Origin of the sequence: Sulfitobacter sp. HI0027 (genome assembly GCF_001634775.1) — a bacterium.
Taxonomy (GTDB): Bacteria; Pseudomonadota; Alphaproteobacteria; order Rhodobacterales; family Rhodobacteraceae; genus Sulfitobacter.
Window position 1 is genome coordinate 35,948 of record NZ_LWER01000192.1, and the last position, 14,303, is coordinate 50,250.

At 59.4% G+C, this 14,303-nt stretch carries 22 protein-coding genes; 2 read left to right on the top strand and 20 right to left on the bottom strand.

Annotation, left to right across the window (positions count from 1 at the left end):
* Positions 1-27 precede the first annotated feature (27 nt).
* From A3722_RS12685 to rplO, 9 genes are all read right to left on the bottom strand, one after another.
* A complete protein-coding gene (locus A3722_RS12685) occupies positions 28-1,335 on the bottom strand; it encodes a replication-associated recombination protein A (RefSeq protein WP_067622215.1) in 1,308 nt (435 codons plus the stop codon).
* Between the two features lies 1 nt (position 1,336).
* Positions 1,337-2,710, bottom strand: coding sequence for a trypsin-like peptidase domain-containing protein (locus A3722_RS12690; protein ID WP_067622259.1), 1,374 nt, complete (start codon positions 2,708-2,710; stop codon positions 1,337-1,339).
* Between the two features lie 128 nt (positions 2,711-2,838).
* Positions 2,839-3,255, bottom strand: coding sequence for a 50S ribosomal protein L17 (gene rplQ, locus A3722_RS12695; protein WP_067622218.1), 417 nt, complete (start codon positions 3,253-3,255; stop codon positions 2,839-2,841).
* Between the two features lie 163 nt (positions 3,256-3,418).
* Complete coding sequence (locus A3722_RS12700; RefSeq protein ID WP_007118862.1) at positions 3,419-4,435, bottom strand: DNA-directed RNA polymerase subunit alpha; 1,017 nt, start codon at positions 4,433-4,435, stop codon at positions 3,419-3,421.
* A gap of 114 nt (positions 4,436-4,549) precedes the next feature.
* On the bottom strand, positions 4,550-4,939 hold the full coding sequence (gene rpsK, locus A3722_RS12705) for a 30S ribosomal protein S11 (RefSeq protein ID WP_067622222.1): 390 nt from the start codon (positions 4,937-4,939) through the stop codon (positions 4,550-4,552).
* A gap of 15 nt (positions 4,940-4,954) precedes the next feature.
* The gene (gene rpsM / locus A3722_RS12710; RefSeq protein WP_007118860.1) at positions 4,955-5,323 is read right to left on the bottom strand and encodes a 30S ribosomal protein S13; all 369 of its coding nucleotides are present in this window, start codon (positions 5,321-5,323) and stop codon (positions 4,955-4,957) included.
* 261 nt (positions 5,324-5,584) lie between these two features.
* Complete coding sequence (locus A3722_RS12715) at positions 5,585-6,232, bottom strand: adenylate kinase (RefSeq protein ID WP_067622225.1); 648 nt, start codon at positions 6,230-6,232, stop codon at positions 5,585-5,587.
* Positions 6,229-7,611 carry a preprotein translocase subunit SecY gene (gene secY, locus A3722_RS12720; RefSeq protein ID WP_067622228.1) on the bottom strand — a complete coding sequence of 461 codons (1,383 nt, stop codon included), beginning with the start codon at positions 7,609-7,611 and terminating at the stop codon, positions 6,229-6,231. The genes A3722_RS12715 and secY overlap by 4 nt, the downstream gene beginning before the upstream one ends.
* A 119-nt stretch (positions 7,612-7,730) precedes the next feature.
* Positions 7,731-8,213: a 50S ribosomal protein L15 gene (gene rplO / locus A3722_RS12725; protein ID WP_067622231.1), complete on the bottom strand. Its 483-nt coding sequence runs from the start codon at positions 8,211-8,213 to the stop codon at positions 7,731-7,733.
* Positions 8,214-8,489: 276 nt separating this feature from the next.
* Here rplO and A3722_RS12730 point away from each other — a divergent pair, with 276 nt between their 5' ends.
* The gene (locus A3722_RS12730; RefSeq protein ID WP_150119956.1) at positions 8,490-9,032 is read left to right on the top strand and encodes a hypothetical protein; all 543 of its coding nucleotides are present in this window, start codon (positions 8,490-8,492) and stop codon (positions 9,030-9,032) included.
* 81 nt (positions 9,033-9,113) lie between these two features.
* Here A3722_RS12730 and rpmD read toward each other — a convergent pair whose 3' ends face one another.
* From rpmD to rpmC, 11 genes are all read right to left on the bottom strand, one after another.
* A complete protein-coding gene (gene rpmD, locus A3722_RS12735; protein ID WP_007118856.1) occupies positions 9,114-9,302 on the bottom strand; it encodes a 50S ribosomal protein L30 in 189 nt (62 codons plus the stop codon).
* Between the two features lie 2 nt (positions 9,303-9,304).
* Positions 9,305-9,886, bottom strand: coding sequence for a 30S ribosomal protein S5 (gene rpsE, locus A3722_RS12740; RefSeq protein ID WP_067267992.1), 582 nt, complete (start codon positions 9,884-9,886; stop codon positions 9,305-9,307).
* Between the two features lie 168 nt (positions 9,887-10,054).
* Complete coding sequence (rplR, locus tag A3722_RS12745; RefSeq protein WP_067622237.1) at positions 10,055-10,414, bottom strand: 50S ribosomal protein L18; 360 nt, start codon at positions 10,412-10,414, stop codon at positions 10,055-10,057.
* Between the two features lie 11 nt (positions 10,415-10,425).
* Positions 10,426-10,959 carry a 50S ribosomal protein L6 gene (rplF, locus tag A3722_RS12750; protein ID WP_067622240.1) on the bottom strand — a complete coding sequence of 178 codons (534 nt, stop codon included), beginning with the start codon at positions 10,957-10,959 and terminating at the stop codon, positions 10,426-10,428.
* A 10-nt stretch (positions 10,960-10,969) separates the two neighbouring features.
* Entirely contained in the window at positions 10,970-11,362 is a 393-nt protein-coding gene (gene rpsH, locus A3722_RS12755; RefSeq protein WP_067622243.1) for a 30S ribosomal protein S8, read from the bottom strand.
* A 12-nt stretch (positions 11,363-11,374) separates the two neighbouring features.
* The gene (gene rpsN / locus A3722_RS12760; RefSeq protein WP_007118851.1) at positions 11,375-11,680 is read right to left on the bottom strand and encodes a 30S ribosomal protein S14; all 306 of its coding nucleotides are present in this window, start codon (positions 11,678-11,680) and stop codon (positions 11,375-11,377) included.
* 18 nt (positions 11,681-11,698) lie between these two features.
* The gene (rplE, locus tag A3722_RS12765; protein ID WP_067622246.1) at positions 11,699-12,262 is read right to left on the bottom strand and encodes a 50S ribosomal protein L5; all 564 of its coding nucleotides are present in this window, start codon (positions 12,260-12,262) and stop codon (positions 11,699-11,701) included.
* Positions 12,255-12,566, bottom strand: coding sequence for a 50S ribosomal protein L24 (gene rplX / locus A3722_RS12770; RefSeq protein WP_067267981.1), 312 nt, complete (start codon positions 12,564-12,566; stop codon positions 12,255-12,257). The genes rplE and rplX overlap by 8 nt, the downstream gene beginning before the upstream one ends.
* 2 nt (positions 12,567-12,568) lie before the next feature.
* Positions 12,569-12,937 (bottom strand): 50S ribosomal protein L14, encoded by a 369-nt coding sequence (gene rplN / locus A3722_RS12775; protein ID WP_067622249.1) that lies wholly within the window; start codon positions 12,935-12,937, stop codon positions 12,569-12,571.
* A 63-nt stretch (positions 12,938-13,000) separates the two neighbouring features.
* Complete coding sequence (gene rpsQ, locus A3722_RS12780) at positions 13,001-13,246, bottom strand: 30S ribosomal protein S17 (RefSeq protein WP_067622252.1); 246 nt, start codon at positions 13,244-13,246, stop codon at positions 13,001-13,003.
* A gap of 14 nt (positions 13,247-13,260) precedes the next feature.
* Positions 13,261-13,464 carry a 50S ribosomal protein L29 gene (gene rpmC, locus A3722_RS12785; RefSeq protein ID WP_007118846.1) on the bottom strand — a complete coding sequence of 68 codons (204 nt, stop codon included), beginning with the start codon at positions 13,462-13,464 and terminating at the stop codon, positions 13,261-13,263.
* A 182-nt stretch (positions 13,465-13,646) separates the two neighbouring features.
* Here rpmC and A3722_RS12790 point away from each other — a divergent pair, with 182 nt between their 5' ends.
* The gene (locus A3722_RS12790; protein ID WP_067622256.1) at positions 13,647-14,267 is read left to right on the top strand and encodes a TIGR02466 family protein; all 621 of its coding nucleotides are present in this window, start codon (positions 13,647-13,649) and stop codon (positions 14,265-14,267) included.
* The last annotated feature ends 36 nt before the right edge of the window (positions 14,268-14,303 follow it).

A 14,303-nucleotide genomic window follows, 5' to 3' on the forward strand; every position in this document is an offset into this window, starting at 1 on the left:
ACCCCATCGCGCGGGCGCGGCCCGGAGTCAAGTTTTCCGCTTGGCCCGCAGCCCCGCGAAGTAATCCTGTCGCTTTTTCAACTCCCGTTCGAAGCCACGTTCGACCGGCTCGTAAAGGCTGGGGCGCTCCATCGTGTCGGGAAAGTAGTTCTGCCCCGAGAACCCGTCTTCGGCGTCGTGGTCATAGGCATAGCCGCTGCCGTAGCCCTGCTCCTTCATCAGCTTAGTGGGCGCGTTGAGGATATGCTTGGGCGGCGGCTCTGACCCGGTGCTGCGGGCCAGCCTGCGGGCCCCCTTGTAGGCTTTGTAGACGGCGTTGGATTTCGGCGCGAGGCAGATGTAGGTCAGCGCCTGCGCGATGGCCAACTCCCCCTCGGGGCTGCCAAGCCGTTCGTAGGTCTCCCACGCCTGAAGGCAGAAAGCCTGCGCTTGCGGATCGGCGAGGCCAACGTCCTCAACCGCCATGCGGGTAATGCGCCGCATCAGGTAGCGCGGGTCCTCCCCCCCCTCCAGCATCCGGCCCAGCCAATAAAGCGCCGCGTCCGGGTCCGAGCCGCGCATGGATTTGTGCAGCGCGGAAATCAGGTTGTAATGCGAATCCCCCGATTTGTCGTATTGCGCGGCCCGCCGCATAAGGCGTTTCGACAGCCCCGCCTTGTCGAGCGGCGCATCGCCCTTCCACGCCGTGACCTGCTCGATCAGGTTGAGCAGCGCCCGCCCGTCGCCATCGGCCATCTCCAAAAGCGCCTCGCGCGCCTCGGGCTGCAACGGCAGGGGCTTGCCCAACTCGCGCTCGGCCCGCTGCGCCAATCGCTCCAGATCGGTGAGCGGCAGGCGTTCCAGCACCAGCACCTGCGCGCGGGACAACACAGCGGCGTTCAATTCGAAACTCGGGTTCTCGGTGGTGGCACCGACCAGAAGGATCGTGCCATCCTCCATATGCGGCAAGAACCCATCCTGCTGCGCCTTGTTGAAACGGTGGATTTCGTCGACAAACAAAAGCGTCCCCTGCCCCTGCCGCCGCCGCATCTTGGCCGCGTCGAAAACCTTTCGCAGTTCCGGCACGCCCGAGAAAATCGCGCTGATCTGCACGAAATGCAGATCGGTCTCATCCGCCAGAAGCCGCGCGATGGTGGTCTTGCCAACGCCGGGCGGCCCCCAGAAGATCAGCGAAGACAGCGCGCCCGCGGCCAACATCACCGACAGCGGCGCATCGGGGCCAAGCACTTTTTCTTGCCCAATCACCTCGGACAGCGCGCGCGGCCGCAACCGATCCGCCAAGGGGCGGTGCCCGGCCTCTGCCGCTGGGTCGCCGTCACCAAATAGATCCGCCACGCTACCCCCTGAACCGCAGTGCGACACGCCGGTCGCCGCGTTGAATGACCATTTGAATGCGCCGCACCTCGCCCGACAGCAGGGCGGCCAAACTATGCGTCTCTGCCACCTCTAGCCCATTCACCGAAAGGATCACATCACCATCCCGCAGCCCCACACGCGGGCCATAGCGGCCCGCATCCATGACCACGACGCCACTGCTTTCCAGCGGCAGGTTCAGTTCCGAAATCACCGCCGGATTGATTCGCGCAGCGCGCAATCCGGGCAAAAGGCTCCGGGTGCCCAGCGTGACCTCGGCCCGGTCCGGTTCATCCGGGGCGGCGATCAGCGCCACCGTCATCTCTTGCAGAACGCCATCGCGCCTGACGCCCACACGCGCGGAATGCCCAAGACCGGCGACCGACATGCGGTAGACCATCTCTGACGGCGTATTGACCGGCTGGTCATCGACGCTGACGATGACATCCCCCACCTGCAGCCCCGCCGCGTTGAAGGGGCTGGCGCGATGCAGCCCCGAGACGATGATCCCGCCCGGTCGATCCAGCCCCAGCGGCCCAGCCATATCCGCATCCACCGGTTGCCCGGCCAAACCCGCCCAAGGGCGGCTGAACGCCACCTCCCCCGCGCGGGCCTGCGCGACAAAGGCCGCGACCAGATCAGCGGGGATCGCAAAGCCGATGCCGTTGCTGCCGCCAGAGCGCGTCAAGATCGAGGTGTTCACCCCGATAAGCCGCCCCGCCATGTCAATCAACGCCCCGCCCGAGTTGCCGGGGTTGATCGGCGCATCGGTCTGAATGAAATAGCCCTGCCCGCCATTATCCGCCGCCCCCGACCGCGCAAGACCCGAGACGATCCCACTCGACACCGTCTGCCCCACGCCGAAGGGATTGCCGATGGCCAAGGCAAGCTCACCCACCTCCACCGCATCACTATTGCGCAACTCAAGAAACGGCAGGTCCGCCGCGCCTTCCAGCTTGAGAATCGCCAGATCGCTCTCCGCATCCCCCAGAAGGACATGGGCACTGAACTCGCGCCGGTCATTCAGGACCACACGGATATCAGTCGCCGTGCCCACCACATGATAGTTCGACACCACGATGCCATCCGCCGATAGAATCACCCCGGAGCCGAGCGAATTCTGCACGCGCGGCCGCTCTGAGAAGGGATCCCGAAAGAACCGTTCGAAAAACGGGTCGGCCTGAAGCGGCGTGCGCTGTGGCTTGGTCAGGATGCGGGCGTAGATGTTGACCACCGCGGGGGTGGCCTGTTTGACCAGTGGCACGAAACTCAACTGCATCTGCGCGGCGGAACTGGGCACCTGCTGCGCCGCTAGGGGGGCGGCAAGCAGCGTCAGGATCATCAGCAAATATCTCATGCCGTCAGATATGCGCAGCCGCCCCGGCTGGCGCAACTCCCATTTCGGAATGATCTTGAAATCTCTGCCGCGACAACGAAAAAGCCCCGCCAAATGGCAGGGCTTTCCATTCCGCAATCTGCGAGATCTTATTCTGCGGCGTCTTCTTCGGCCAGACGCGCTTTGTCGGCGGCGCCTTTGGCGTCGCGGTCGCGGTCGACGAATTCGATGATCGCCATAGGCGCCATGTCACCATAGCGGAAGCCAGCTTTCAGAACGCGAACGTAACCACCTTGGCGGTCTTTGTAGCGCGGGCCGAGGATGTCGAACAGTTTCGCGACATACTGGTCTTCTTTCAGCTTGGCGGCGGCCTGACGACGGGCGTGCAGATCGCCGCGTTTGGCCAGCGTGATCATCTTTTCGATGATCGGCTTGAGTTCCTTGGCTTTCGGCAAGGTTGTTTTGATTTGCTCATGCTCGATGAGCGAGCCTGCCATGTTCGAGAACAGCGCCTTGCGGTGTTCATGTGTACGGTTCAGGCGGCGGTATCCACGTGCGTGACGCATTGTCTTACTCCAATCGTGAAGCCCTCTACGGGCGGTTTTGCTTTGTCTGGCCCGCGATGCGTGTCTTGGGCTCTCCTTGGGGCTTGCGCCCGGTCGTAACGGCGCCCGATTTCTTTTGAAGAAATCGGCCCGGAAACTTTAAAAGTTTCCGGGTCCGTGTCTCTTAGAACGAATCCTCGAACTTCTTGGCGAGGTCTTCGATGTTTTCTGGCGGCCAGTCTTCGACATCCATGCCAAGGTGCAGACCCATGCCCGACAGCACTTCCTTGATCTCGTTCAAGGATTTGCGGCCGAAGTTCGGGGTGCGCAGCATCTCGGCTTCGGTCTTCTGGATCAGGTCGCCGATATAGACGATGTTGTCGTTCTTCAGGCAGTTTGCCGAACGCACAGACAGTTCCAACTCGTCGACTTTCTTGAGCAGCAGCGGGTTGAACTCAAGACCATCGTCGTCGTCCTGACGGGACGCCGATTCCGGCTCGTCGAAGTTCACGAAGATGCCCAGTTGGTCCTGCAAGATGCGCGCGGCAAAGGCCACGGCGTCATCCGGCGTGATGGAACCGTCTGTTTCCACTTTCATGGTCAGCTTGTCATAGTCCAGCACCTGGCCCTCACGGGTGGGCTGCACGTCATAGGAGACCTTCTTGACCGGCGAATAGATCGCGTCGATCGGGATCAGACCGATGGGCGCATCTTCCGGCTTGTTCTTGTCTGCGGAAACATAGCCCTTGCCGGTGTTGACGGTCAGCTCCATGTAGACATCTGCACCATCGTCGAGGTGGCAGATCACGTGCTCGCGGTTCAGAATCTCGATACCGGCGGATTCGGAGATGTCACCGGCGGTCACAACGCCCGGACCTTTGGCAGAGATCGACAGGCGCTTGGGGCCTTCGACTTCCATGCGCAGGCTGACGCCCTTGAGGTTCAGGATGATGTCGGTCACGTCTTCGCGCACACCGGCGACGGAGGAAAACTCGTGCAGTACGTTGTCGATCTGCACAGATGTGATCGCCGCGCCCTGCAGCGAGGACATCAGCACGCGGCGCAGCGCGTTGCCGAGGGTCAGGCCAAAGCCCCGCTCCAGCGGTTCGGCCATGACGGTCGCCTGACGTGCGGGGTCGTTGCCCGGCTTGACGTCAAGCTGTTGCGGCTTGATCAATTCAGCCCAATTCTTGTGGATCATGCGTCCCTCCATCCTTGTTTGTGCCTCATGTCCAAATGACACAAACGCTCGAGGTTTCTGAAAAGCGGTATGGGGCCGCACGCAAGGCGCGACCCCATGTAAAACAGTCCCGGCTTAAACGCGGCGGCGTTTGGGCGGGCGGCAGCCGTTGTGGGCCATCGGGGTCACATCACGGATCGACGTGATGTTGAAACCGGCAGCCGCCAGAGCGCGGAGTGCGGATTCACGACCCGAACCGGGGCCCTGTACTTCGACTTCCAGCGTCTTGACACCGTGATCCTGCGCCTTGCGGCCAGCATCTTCTGCGGCCATCTGAGCGGCATAGGGTGTCGATTTACGCGACCCTTTGAAGCCCATGGTGCCAGCGGAGGACCAGGAGATTGCGTTGCCTTGAACATCCGAGATTAGGATCTTGGTGTTGTTAAAGCTCGAGTTCACATGCGCCACGCCTGCGGCGATGTTCTTGGAGACCTTACGCTTGGTCTTTGTCTTATCGCGTGCCATTGATCAGACCCTCCCTTATTTCTTCTTGCCAGCAATGGCCTTTGCGGGGCCTTTGCGGGTGCGAGCATTGGTGTGGGTACGCTGACCACGGACGGGCAGGTTACGACGATGGCGCAGGCCACGGTAGCAACCAAGGTCCATCAGACGTTTGATGTTCATCTGCGTGTCACGACGCAGGTCGCCTTCGACGGTGTAGTTGGCGTCGATGTGCTCACGCACGGCCAGAACTTCGGCGTCGGACAGTTCGTTAACGCGACGGGTCGCGTCGATGCCAACGGCTTCGCAGATGGCTTTGGCGGAGGAGGTGCCAATACCGGTGATATAGGTGAGGGCGATTGGAACCCGCTTTGCAGTCGGGATGTTTACGCCGGCAATACGTGCCACGTTAGCTATTCCTTTTCGTTGCGGGTCCGTCGTTCCAGACCCTTTTTTCACAACACAAGCCCGAGGCGTTTGGGCCATCGGGCTGAGGCTGATCAGGTGATCTTGCGGGGCTGGGCGGAACCCTTGCCGCAATTTGATTCTCTTGCGAGATAGGGGTGACTATGAGGTTTTGCGCAGGGCGTCAAGCCTTGCACAAAACTCCCGTAGAATCGGCGGCGCGGAGCGAAAGGCGGCGTCGCCCCTGCCCGCACCACCGGGCAATCACTTGTCGAGAATCTGCGCAATTGCGCCGCGGACTTCTTCGATCTGACCCAGACCATTCACACCGCTGAGCATCTCTTTGGCATAGTAATAGCCAATCAGCGGAGAGGTCTGTTTGTAGTAGGCCATCAGACGGGTTTTGAGGCTTTCCTCATTGTCGTCCGCGCGGCGCTTGAACTCGGTCCCGCCGCAGTTGCTACATTTACCATCTTCGGGGATCGGCTTGGTCAGGTCGTTGTAGACCTCGCCGCAGGACGCACAGGTCGAGCGTGCGGTGATGCGGGCGACCAGTGCCTCATCGTCGACCTTCATCTCGATCACGGCGTCGAGGGTCTGGCCCTCTTGCTGCATCAAATCGGCCAGCGCGTCGGCCTGCGCCAGCGTGCGGGGGAAACCGTCAAAAATAAAGCCGCCATGCTCGGCTTTGTCGGTAAGCTTTTCGCGGATCAGGCCGATGACGATCTCATCGGTGACCAGCGCGCCGCGGTCCATGACATCGGCCACGATCTTGCCCATCTCCGTGCCGCTGTCCTTGGCTTCACGCAGCATGTCGCCGGTGGAGAGCTGAACCATGTTGCGGGTCTCGACCAGATGACGTGCTTGGGTGCCTTTGCCTGCGCCCGGAGGCCCGAGTAGGATAATATTCATCGACGTACGGGGCTCCGTTTCTTGCGTGTACCTTTGCCTTTGCCCGCGCCTTTGCCGCGCAGCTGAGACTTCTCAAGCAGACCTTCATACTGGTGCGCCAGCAGATGGCTTTGAACCTGTTGGATCGTATCCATGGTGACCGAGACGACGATCAGCACCGAGGTGCCACCGAAGTAGAAGGGAATGGCGAACTGGCCGCGCAGAATCTCGGGCAGAACAGAGACCGCCGCCAGATAGGCCGAGCCGAGAACGAGGATGCGGTTGACCACATACTCCAGATACTCGGAGGTGCGCTTGCCGGGGCGGATGCCAGGGACAAAGCCGTTCTGGTTCTTCAGGTTGTCGGCCACGTCATCAGGTTTGAAGCTGACGTTGAAGGTATAGAAATAAGCAAAGAAGACGATCATCGCCACGAAGAACAGCAGGTAAAGCGGCTGGCCGGGGCCGAAGTTCGCCAGAAGCCACGACATCACCGGGCTGGTGGAATTGCCCGAAAACGTGCTGACGGTAACCGGCAGAAGCAGCAAGGACGAGGCGAAGATCGCCGGGATCACGCCCGCCGGGTTCACCTTTACCGGCAGGTGGCTGGTACCGCCGTCATACATCTTCATCCCGACCTGACGGCGGGGGTATTGGATGTGTATTTTCCGCAGCGCGCGCTCCATGAAGACTACGAACATGATCGTCGCAATCACCATGACCAGCACACCCACGATCACCGCAGGGCTGATCGCACCGGAGCGGCCCGAAGCGAAGAACTGCGCGATGGCGGCGGGAACCTCGGCGATGATGCCGACGAAGATGATCAGCGAGATGCCGTTGCCGATGCCGCGTGCGGTGATCTGCTCACCCAGCCACATCAGGAACATGGTGCCGCCGACGAGGGTAATCATACAGGCGGCGATGAAGCTAAAGCCCATCTGCCCATCGGCCACGATGTCACCAGCCTGGAGGCTGACCGCAAGACCGTAGGACTGCAGGGTCGCCAGCGCCACGGTGCCGTAGCGCGTGTACTGGTTGATCTTCTTGCGCCCCTGTTCGCCCTCTTTTTTCAACTGTTCCAGCGCCGGGACCATGGAGGTCAGCAACTGAACGATGATCGAGGCCGAAATATAGGGCATGATGCCCAGAGCGAAGATACCCATCCGGCCAAGCGCGCCGCCGGTGAACATCGACACCATGCCGCCGATGCCTTGGCCCGCGCTCTCCATGAAGTCACGCAGTGCGCCGCCGTCGATGCCGGGCACCGGGATAAAGGTGCCAAGGCGGTAAACGATAAGCAGCCCGAGTGTGAACAGGATCCGATTGCGCAGGTCTGTTGCCTTGCCCAATGCGGCCCAGCTCGTGTTCGCGGCCATGTTTTCGACGGCAGATACCATGAGGGGTCTCTTCTTTTGTTGCGAAAACGCCGCCCGGGCCGTTTTCCGGCGGGCGGCGTTCGGGAAAACTTGAGGATATGTAAGCGGCTGGCGCGCCGCTCACAAGCCTTAAGGCCGCTTTACTCGGATGCCTCGGCCGCCTTGGGGGCGGTCACGGTCACCTTGCCGCCTGCTTTCTCCACCGCCTCAATGGCGGACTTGGAAGCGCCAGCGACGTTCAGGTCGATCTTGGAGGTGATGTCACCCTTTGCCAGAACGCGGATACCGTCCAGCTCACGACGGACCAGACCGGAAGCGATCAGGGCGGCACCGTCGATGGTGTTGCCGGCGTCGAGCTTCTTGGCGTCGATGAATTTCTGGATCAGGCCCAGGTTCACAACAGCGAAAGATTTGCGGTTTGGCTTGTTGAAGCCACGCTTGGGCAGACGCTGGTAGATTGGCATCTGGCCGCCTTCGTAGCCGTTGATGCTGACACCGGAACGGGACTTTTGACCCTTGATACCACGGCCACCCATCTTACCCTTGCCAGAGCCGGGACCACGGCCAACGCGCATACGCTTCTTGGTTGCGCCTTCGTTGTCGGAAAGTTCGTGCAGTTTCATGTCGCTTCTCCTTATGCCGGAAATGGCCCCCAGCGACGGGAGTGGCCAAACGCGGCGTTGCGATTCCATTGCGACCCAACACGGGCCACCGGGGGCGTATAGGGGATGGCGTGGCGGGTGACAAGGGGGGTGGCAGAGCCCCGGCCAAGACTCGCATTCAGTTAGAATTTTACAACGTAATACCAACCCGGATAGCTCTCTGAAACTTTGAGGTTGCTAGGGCCCGCAACTAAAGTTCAATCTTACCCCATTCGTTTTAGTATAGTGTGAGAGATTATGAGAAAAAGAGAATTGCTATTTCCGTTCATTTTGATGGCGAGTTCCATTCATGCTGCGGAAAACGACGAAACTGCTTTGTCGCGTTATGAGATATTTGATTCAGACAGCCAGCCGATAACGCTGGAAGACCTAGAAGCAATGGAAGATGAGTATGAAGCCCTACTGGACGCAAGCGATTGCACCGAAGCGCTTCCTAAAATCGTAGCGTTTGCCGAAACCGCAAATCGGGTGTCCAATTTGATCCGCCGCGGGAACGAACCTTATTACGATGCACGCCGAGATGATCAGAAGGTGATCGCGAGGGACCGAGCCTTACTAAATCAACTCGTCGCAGCGGAGAATGCGACAAATAATTTGGTAGCAAAAAGAAACGCAGCATGGGTGGAAGAGGCGAAGTGCCTGATCTTAGAAGGCGAACTGAATGCCGGCATAAACCGTCTTTATCGCGCCCTCGACTATATCGAACCTGATGACAGAGAACTTTGGGAGGAAGCAAGGACACTCCTTTGGGATCAAGTTGGTTTTGAGCCCCAGAACTGACCGAAAGAAAACAAAACGCCCCGCAGTTCCCTGCGAGGCGCTTTCGTAGAGTGGTCCCCCACTCTACCGCTGAACCAAAGTTCAGCCTTTCTCTTCGACGATCTCAACCATATGCGAGACCTTGTTGATCATGCCGCGGACCGAAGGGGTATCTTCCAGCTCACGGGTACGACCCATTTTGTTCAGTCCCAAGCCAACCAAAGTTGCCTTTTGCTTGGCGGGGCGGCGGATCGGCGAGCCGACCTGCTTGATTACGAGTGTCTTGGCCATGCTTATGCCTCCTCAGCCACTTGTGCGGAGGACTCTACGTTGTCTTCACGCTTGGGCAGAATGTCAGCCACTTTCTTGCCGCGACGCTGCGCGACGGAACGGGGCGATTGCTCTTTCTTCAGACCGTCCAGAGTGGCGCGGATCATGTTGTAGGGGTTCTGCGAACCGACCGATTTGGACACAACGTCTTTCACGCCCAGCATCTCGAACACGGCACGCATCGGACCACCGGCGATGATACCGGTACCTTCAGGTGCTGTACGCATGATAACGCGGCCTGCGCCGTGGCGACCATGCATGTCGTGGTGCAGGGTGCGGCCTTCGCGCAGTTGAACGCGGATCATCTGACGCTTGGCTTGCTCAGTCGCCTTGCGGATGGCCTCGGGTACTTCTTTCGCTTTACCCTTACCAAAGCCCACGCGGCCTTTCTGATCGCCCACGACCACGAGTGCGGCGAAGCCGAAACGCTTACCACCCTTAACGGTCTTGGACACGCGGTTGATCGCGACCAGACGGTCAGCGAATTCCGGGGTTTCGTCGCGTTGGTTGCGGCGGTTGCCCCCACGGTTGTCATCTCTTGCCATCTGGCATCTTCCTTTTTCTGTGGCCCTGAGGCCCTTAGGATCAATCCTGGTGAGCCCTTGGCCCCCGGATCATCGAGAGGGCCAACCCGGCCCTCTTCGAAGGAAAGCTATGCGCGGGGCACAGCCTCCATATGAAAGCGGGTGCGTGGTTGCCCACGCACCGCACAATCAGATCTTCAAACCACCTTCACGCGCGGCGTCGGCCAGAGCCTTTACCTTGCCGTGGAAGAGGAAGCCGCCACGGTCGAAGTATGCTTCTTCGACGCCAGCTTTCTTGGCACGTTCGGCAATCGCGGCACCGACCTTGGTCGCTGCTTCGATGTTGTTCTTGCCGAAAACGCCCAGATCCTTTTCCATCGAGGAAGCGGAAGCCAGTGTCACGCCGTTCACATCGTCGATCAGCTGAGCCGAGATGTTTTTGGACGAACGGTGTACCGACAGGCGAAGACGCCCGGCGTTCACTTTGCGGAGTTTGTTCCGAACGCGCATGCGGCGTTTCAGGAACAGCTGTCTTTTGGTGTTTGCCATCTTTCCGTTCCTTACTTCTTCTTGCCTTCTTTGCGGAACACGAACTCACCCTTATAGCGGATGCCTTTGCCCTTATAGGGCTCGGGCTTGCGCCATGCACGGATGTTCGCGGCGACCTGACCAACAAGCTGTTCGTCAATGCCTTCCACAACGATTTCGGTCTGCTTCGGTGCTGTCACGGTGACGCCTTCGGGCGCAACGTAGTCTACATCGTGGCTGAGGCCGAGGTTCAGTTTCAGCGTGTTGCCATTGACGGCCGCACGATAACCAACACCCTGGATTTCCAGCTCCTTCTTGAAGCCCTCGGTGACGCCGGTCACGAGGTTTTCAATCATGGTGCGGGACATGCCCCACTGCTGACGTGCGCGCTTGGACTTGCCACGCGGTGTCACAGAGATTGCATCGTCTTCGACCGTCAGGGTCACGTCGTCAGTTGCGCGGAAGCTGCGGGTGCCCTTGGGGCCCTTCACTTCGATCGTCTGACCGCTCACCGATGCCGAGACGCCCGAAGGCATGGCGACTGGTTTCTTACCAATACGAGACATTGTCTTCTCCTTAGAATACGGTGCAGAGCACTTCGCCGCCAACATTGGCAGAGCGTGCAGATGCGTCCGACATCACACCTTTGGAGGTGGAGACAATCGACACGCCGAGGCCCTGACGGACAACGGGGATGTCATTGACGGCCATGTAGACGCGACGACCGGGCTTGGAAACCCGCTTCAGCTCACGAATAACAGGTTCGCCTTCGTAGTACTTGAGGCTGATCTCGATGGCGGGGTGGCCATCGGCGCCCGTGACTTTTTCGTAGCCGCGGATGTAGCCTTCGTCGGCCAGCACGTCCAAGACCCATGCACGCAGCTTGGAAGCCGGTGTGGAGACGGTGGATTTGCCGCGCAGCGAAGAGTTACGGATGCGTGTCAGCATATCTGCGATAGGATCGTTCATCTGATGCGCTCCTTACCAGCTCGACTTGACCATGCCGGGGATTTGGCCCGAAGAGCCGAGGTCCCGCAGCGCGATCCGCGAAATTTTCAGTTTACGATAGTAGGCGTGCGGGCGGCCCGTCAGCTGGCAACGGTTGTGCAGACGCACAGCAGAGCTGTTGCGCGGCAGTTTCGCCAGTTTCAGGGAAGCGCGGAAACGCTCTTCCATCGGTTTGCTTTCGTCGCTCACGATCTCTTTCAGAGCCGCGCGCTTCTCAGCGTACTTTTTGACCAGTGCTTCGCGCTTCTTCTCGCGCTCAATCATGGATTTCTTAGCCATTTCTAATCCTTCCCGCGCTTATGAATTGAAGGGCATGTTGAAAGCTTTCAACAGCGCCTTGGCTTCAGCGTCGGTTTTCGCCGTGGTGGCGATCACGATGTCCATACCCCAAGTCTCGTCAACTTTGTCGAAGTCGATTTCGGGGAACACGATATGCTCTTTCATGCCCATGGCGTAGTTGCCACGGCCGTCAAAGCTCTTGCCCGAGATGCCGCGGAAGTCACGGATACGGGGCATTGCGATCGTGATCAGACGATCAAGGAATTCGTACATGCGGTCGCCACGCAGGGTAACTTTCGCACCCAAAGGCATGTCTTCACGTACGCGGAAACCAGCGATGGATTTCTTGGCCACGGTTGTCAGAGCCTTCTGGCCTGCAATCGCGGTCAGGTCTTCCTGAGCCGACTTGGCTTTTTTGCTGTCGCGCACGGCTTCGGCACCGCAGCCGATGTTCAGAACGATCTTGTCCAGCTTGGGGATCATCATGTCGTTCTTGTAGCCGAATTCCTCTTTCAGGGCGGCGCGGATCTTCTCGCGGTATTCGGCCTGAAGGCGGGGTGTGTAGGTTGCGGTATCAAGCATCGATCACGTCCCCCGTGGTCTTGGCAAAGCGCACTTTCTTGTCGCCTTCGATTTTGAAACCTACGCGCGTGGCTTTGCCATTGGCATCCACCAGTGCGAGGTTGCTCAGGTCGATCGGCATCGCCTTGGGGATGCGGCCGCCCTGAGATGTCTGTGTCTGGCGCGTTGCGCGGATGGCGATTTTCACGCCGTCAACGATGGCCTTGTTCGACTTGGGGTCAACAGACGAGATGGTGCCCGTCTTGCCCTTGTCCTTGCCGGACAGGACGATGACCTTGTCACCTTTGCGAAGTTTAGCAGCCATGATTACAGCACCTCCGGAGCGAGCGAGATGATTTTCATGAAGTTCTTCGCACGCAGCTCACGAACTACCGGCCCGAAGATACGGGTGCCGACAGGCTCGTTGTTGTTATTCAGGATAACAGCAGCGTTGCGGTCGAAGCGGATGGCGGTGCCATCTTCACGACGAACTTCTTTGGCAGTGCGAACGACAACGGCCTTACGGACGTCGCCTTTTTTCACACGACCGCGCGGGATGGCTTCCTTGACCGAGACGACAATGATGTCGCCGACGGATGCGTATTTACGCTTGGAACCACACAGGACCTTGATGCACTGAACACGGCGCGCGCCGCTGTTGTCAGCAACATCCAGGTTGGTCTGCATCTGGATCATTTGGTTTCTCCCGACCTTCTGGGGGGCGATGCGGCCCTCATCCCAGGGTTTCGTTTAAGGGGCTCAGACTTCGGTCTTGTCCGAAGTCAGAACTTCCCAACGTTTGGTTTTCGACTTTGGTGCACACTCGATGATGCGAACGCTGTCGCCCACTTTGTATGTGTTGTTCTCATCGTGAGCCCGGTACTTCTTGGACTTACGGATGGTCTTTTTCAGAACCGGATGCGTAAAGCGACGCTCTACGGAAACGGAAACTGTTTGTGCGTTGGCGTCCGATGTCACGGTGCCTGTAAGGATACGCTTGGGCATGTTTCAGGCTCCTATTATTCGGCTGCCGCAGCAGCGGCTTTCTGGTTCAGCACGGTGTGGACACGGGCCACGTCACGCTTCACGGTCTTCAGACGTGCGGGGTTTTCCAACTGGCCGGTGGCCTGCTGAAAACGCAAGTTGAAGGATTCTTTTTTCAGGTTCACAAGTTCGTCGCGGAGCTGGTCCGGCGTCTTGTCGTGCAGTTCGCTGGCTTTCACGGCCTCTTCCTTTCAACATCACCAGTAGGCCCCTGTGGGGTGACCATGATTCTGGTGGAGTTCATGATGAAAGGTGCCAATACGCGCTGAGGTCGCACATGGCAACCCCCGATGGCCCGGCGCCTGTGAATTAGGCGGGAAAGACGCTGGCGATAGGAACATGTTCCGCATAAGAAGGGCCTATGTCAAACATCAAATCGCTTTTCGCCACCCGCCTCTATCACGCCGCCCTGTCGGACCATGGCAAACCCATCGACACCGATGAGCTCGCCGCCTCTTGTTTCTCGATCGCCGAGGATGATGAGGCCGGGCAGGACTGGTGCGAAGAGAACGGCTATGCGGGCTACACCTCTTATGCGTCGCTCGATGACCTGCCCTACCGGTTCCCGATCTTCAAAGATCTGGTCGCGGTGCTGGACAAACATGTGGCCGCCTTTGCCAAGGATCTCGACTTCGATCTGGGCGAGCGCAAGCTGGTGCTCGACTCCCTGTGGCTGAACATCCTGCCCGAAGGAGGCATCCACACCTCGCATATCCACCCCCACTCCGTGATCTCTGGCACGACCTATGTGACCATGCCCGAAGGCGCCAGCGCGATCCGCTTCGAGGATCCGCGCCTGCCGATGATGATGGCCGCGCCGGGCCGGGTGAAAGACGCCCGCGAAGAGCTGCGCCCCTTCATCTATGTCGCACCCGACGCGGGCGACGTGCTGCTCTGGGAAAGCTGGCTGCGCCATGAGGTGCCAATGAACATGATCGAAGAAGACCGCGTTTCGGTCTCATTCAACTACAACTGGGCCTGACCCATGGCCGAGGACGTGAGCGCCCTCCCCCTGTCG

What these genes read in the sequence shown, in the direction of transcription:
- A3722_RS12700 (WP_007118862.1), bottom strand. Translation starts at nt 4,435, where the DNA reads ATGATCCACAAGAATTGGGCTGAATTGATCAAGCCGCAACAGCTTGAC.
- A3722_RS12690 (WP_067622259.1), bottom strand. Translation starts at nt 2,710, where the DNA reads ATGAGATATTTGCTGATGATCCTGACGCTGCTTGCCGCCCCCCTAGCG.
- rpsQ (WP_067622252.1), bottom strand. Translation starts at nt 13,246, where the DNA reads ATGCCCAAGCGTATCCTTACAGGCACCGTGACATCGGACGCCAACGCA.
- rplF (WP_067622240.1), bottom strand. Translation starts at nt 10,959, where the DNA reads ATGTCTCGTATTGGTAAGAAACCAGTCGCCATGCCTTCGGGCGTCTCG.
- rpsH (WP_067622243.1), bottom strand. Translation starts at nt 11,362, where the DNA reads ATGAACGATCCTATCGCAGATATGCTGACACGCATCCGTAACTCTTCG.
- rplX (WP_067267981.1), bottom strand. Translation starts at nt 12,566, where the DNA reads ATGGCTGCTAAACTTCGCAAAGGTGACAAGGTCATCGTCCTGTCCGGC.
- rpsE (WP_067267992.1), bottom strand. Translation starts at nt 9,886, where the DNA reads ATGGCAAGAGATGACAACCGTGGGGGCAACCGCCGCAACCAACGCGAC.
- rpmD (WP_007118856.1), bottom strand. Translation starts at nt 9,302, where the DNA reads ATGGCCAAGACACTCGTAATCAAGCAGGTCGGCTCGCCGATCCGCCGC.
- rplQ (WP_067622218.1), bottom strand. Translation starts at nt 3,255, where the DNA reads ATGCGTCACGCACGTGGATACCGCCGCCTGAACCGTACACATGAACAC.
- A3722_RS12730 (WP_150119956.1), top strand. Translation starts at nt 8,490, where the DNA reads ATGAGAAAAAGAGAATTGCTATTTCCGTTCATTTTGATGGCGAGTTCC.
- rpsN (WP_007118851.1), bottom strand. Translation starts at nt 11,680, where the DNA reads ATGGCTAAGAAATCCATGATTGAGCGCGAGAAGAAGCGCGAAGCACTG.
- A3722_RS12790 (WP_067622256.1), top strand. Translation starts at nt 13,647, where the DNA reads ATGTCAAACATCAAATCGCTTTTCGCCACCCGCCTCTATCACGCCGCC.
- rplN (WP_067622249.1), bottom strand. Translation starts at nt 12,937, where the DNA reads ATGATCCAGATGCAGACCAACCTGGATGTTGCTGACAACAGCGGCGCG.
- rplO (WP_067622231.1), bottom strand. Translation starts at nt 8,213, where the DNA reads ATGAAACTGCACGAACTTTCCGACAACGAAGGCGCAACCAAGAAGCGT.
- rplE (WP_067622246.1), bottom strand. Translation starts at nt 12,262, where the DNA reads ATGCTTGATACCGCAACCTACACACCCCGCCTTCAGGCCGAATACCGC.
- rpsK (WP_067622222.1), bottom strand. Translation starts at nt 4,939, where the DNA reads ATGGCACGCGATAAGACAAAGACCAAGCGTAAGGTCTCCAAGAACATC.
- A3722_RS12715 (WP_067622225.1), bottom strand. Translation starts at nt 6,232, where the DNA reads ATGAATATTATCCTACTCGGGCCTCCGGGCGCAGGCAAAGGCACCCAA.
- secY (WP_067622228.1), bottom strand. Translation starts at nt 7,611, where the DNA reads ATGGTATCTGCCGTCGAAAACATGGCCGCGAACACGAGCTGGGCCGCA.
- rplR (WP_067622237.1), bottom strand. Translation starts at nt 10,414, where the DNA reads ATGGCAAACACCAAAAGACAGCTGTTCCTGAAACGCCGCATGCGCGTT.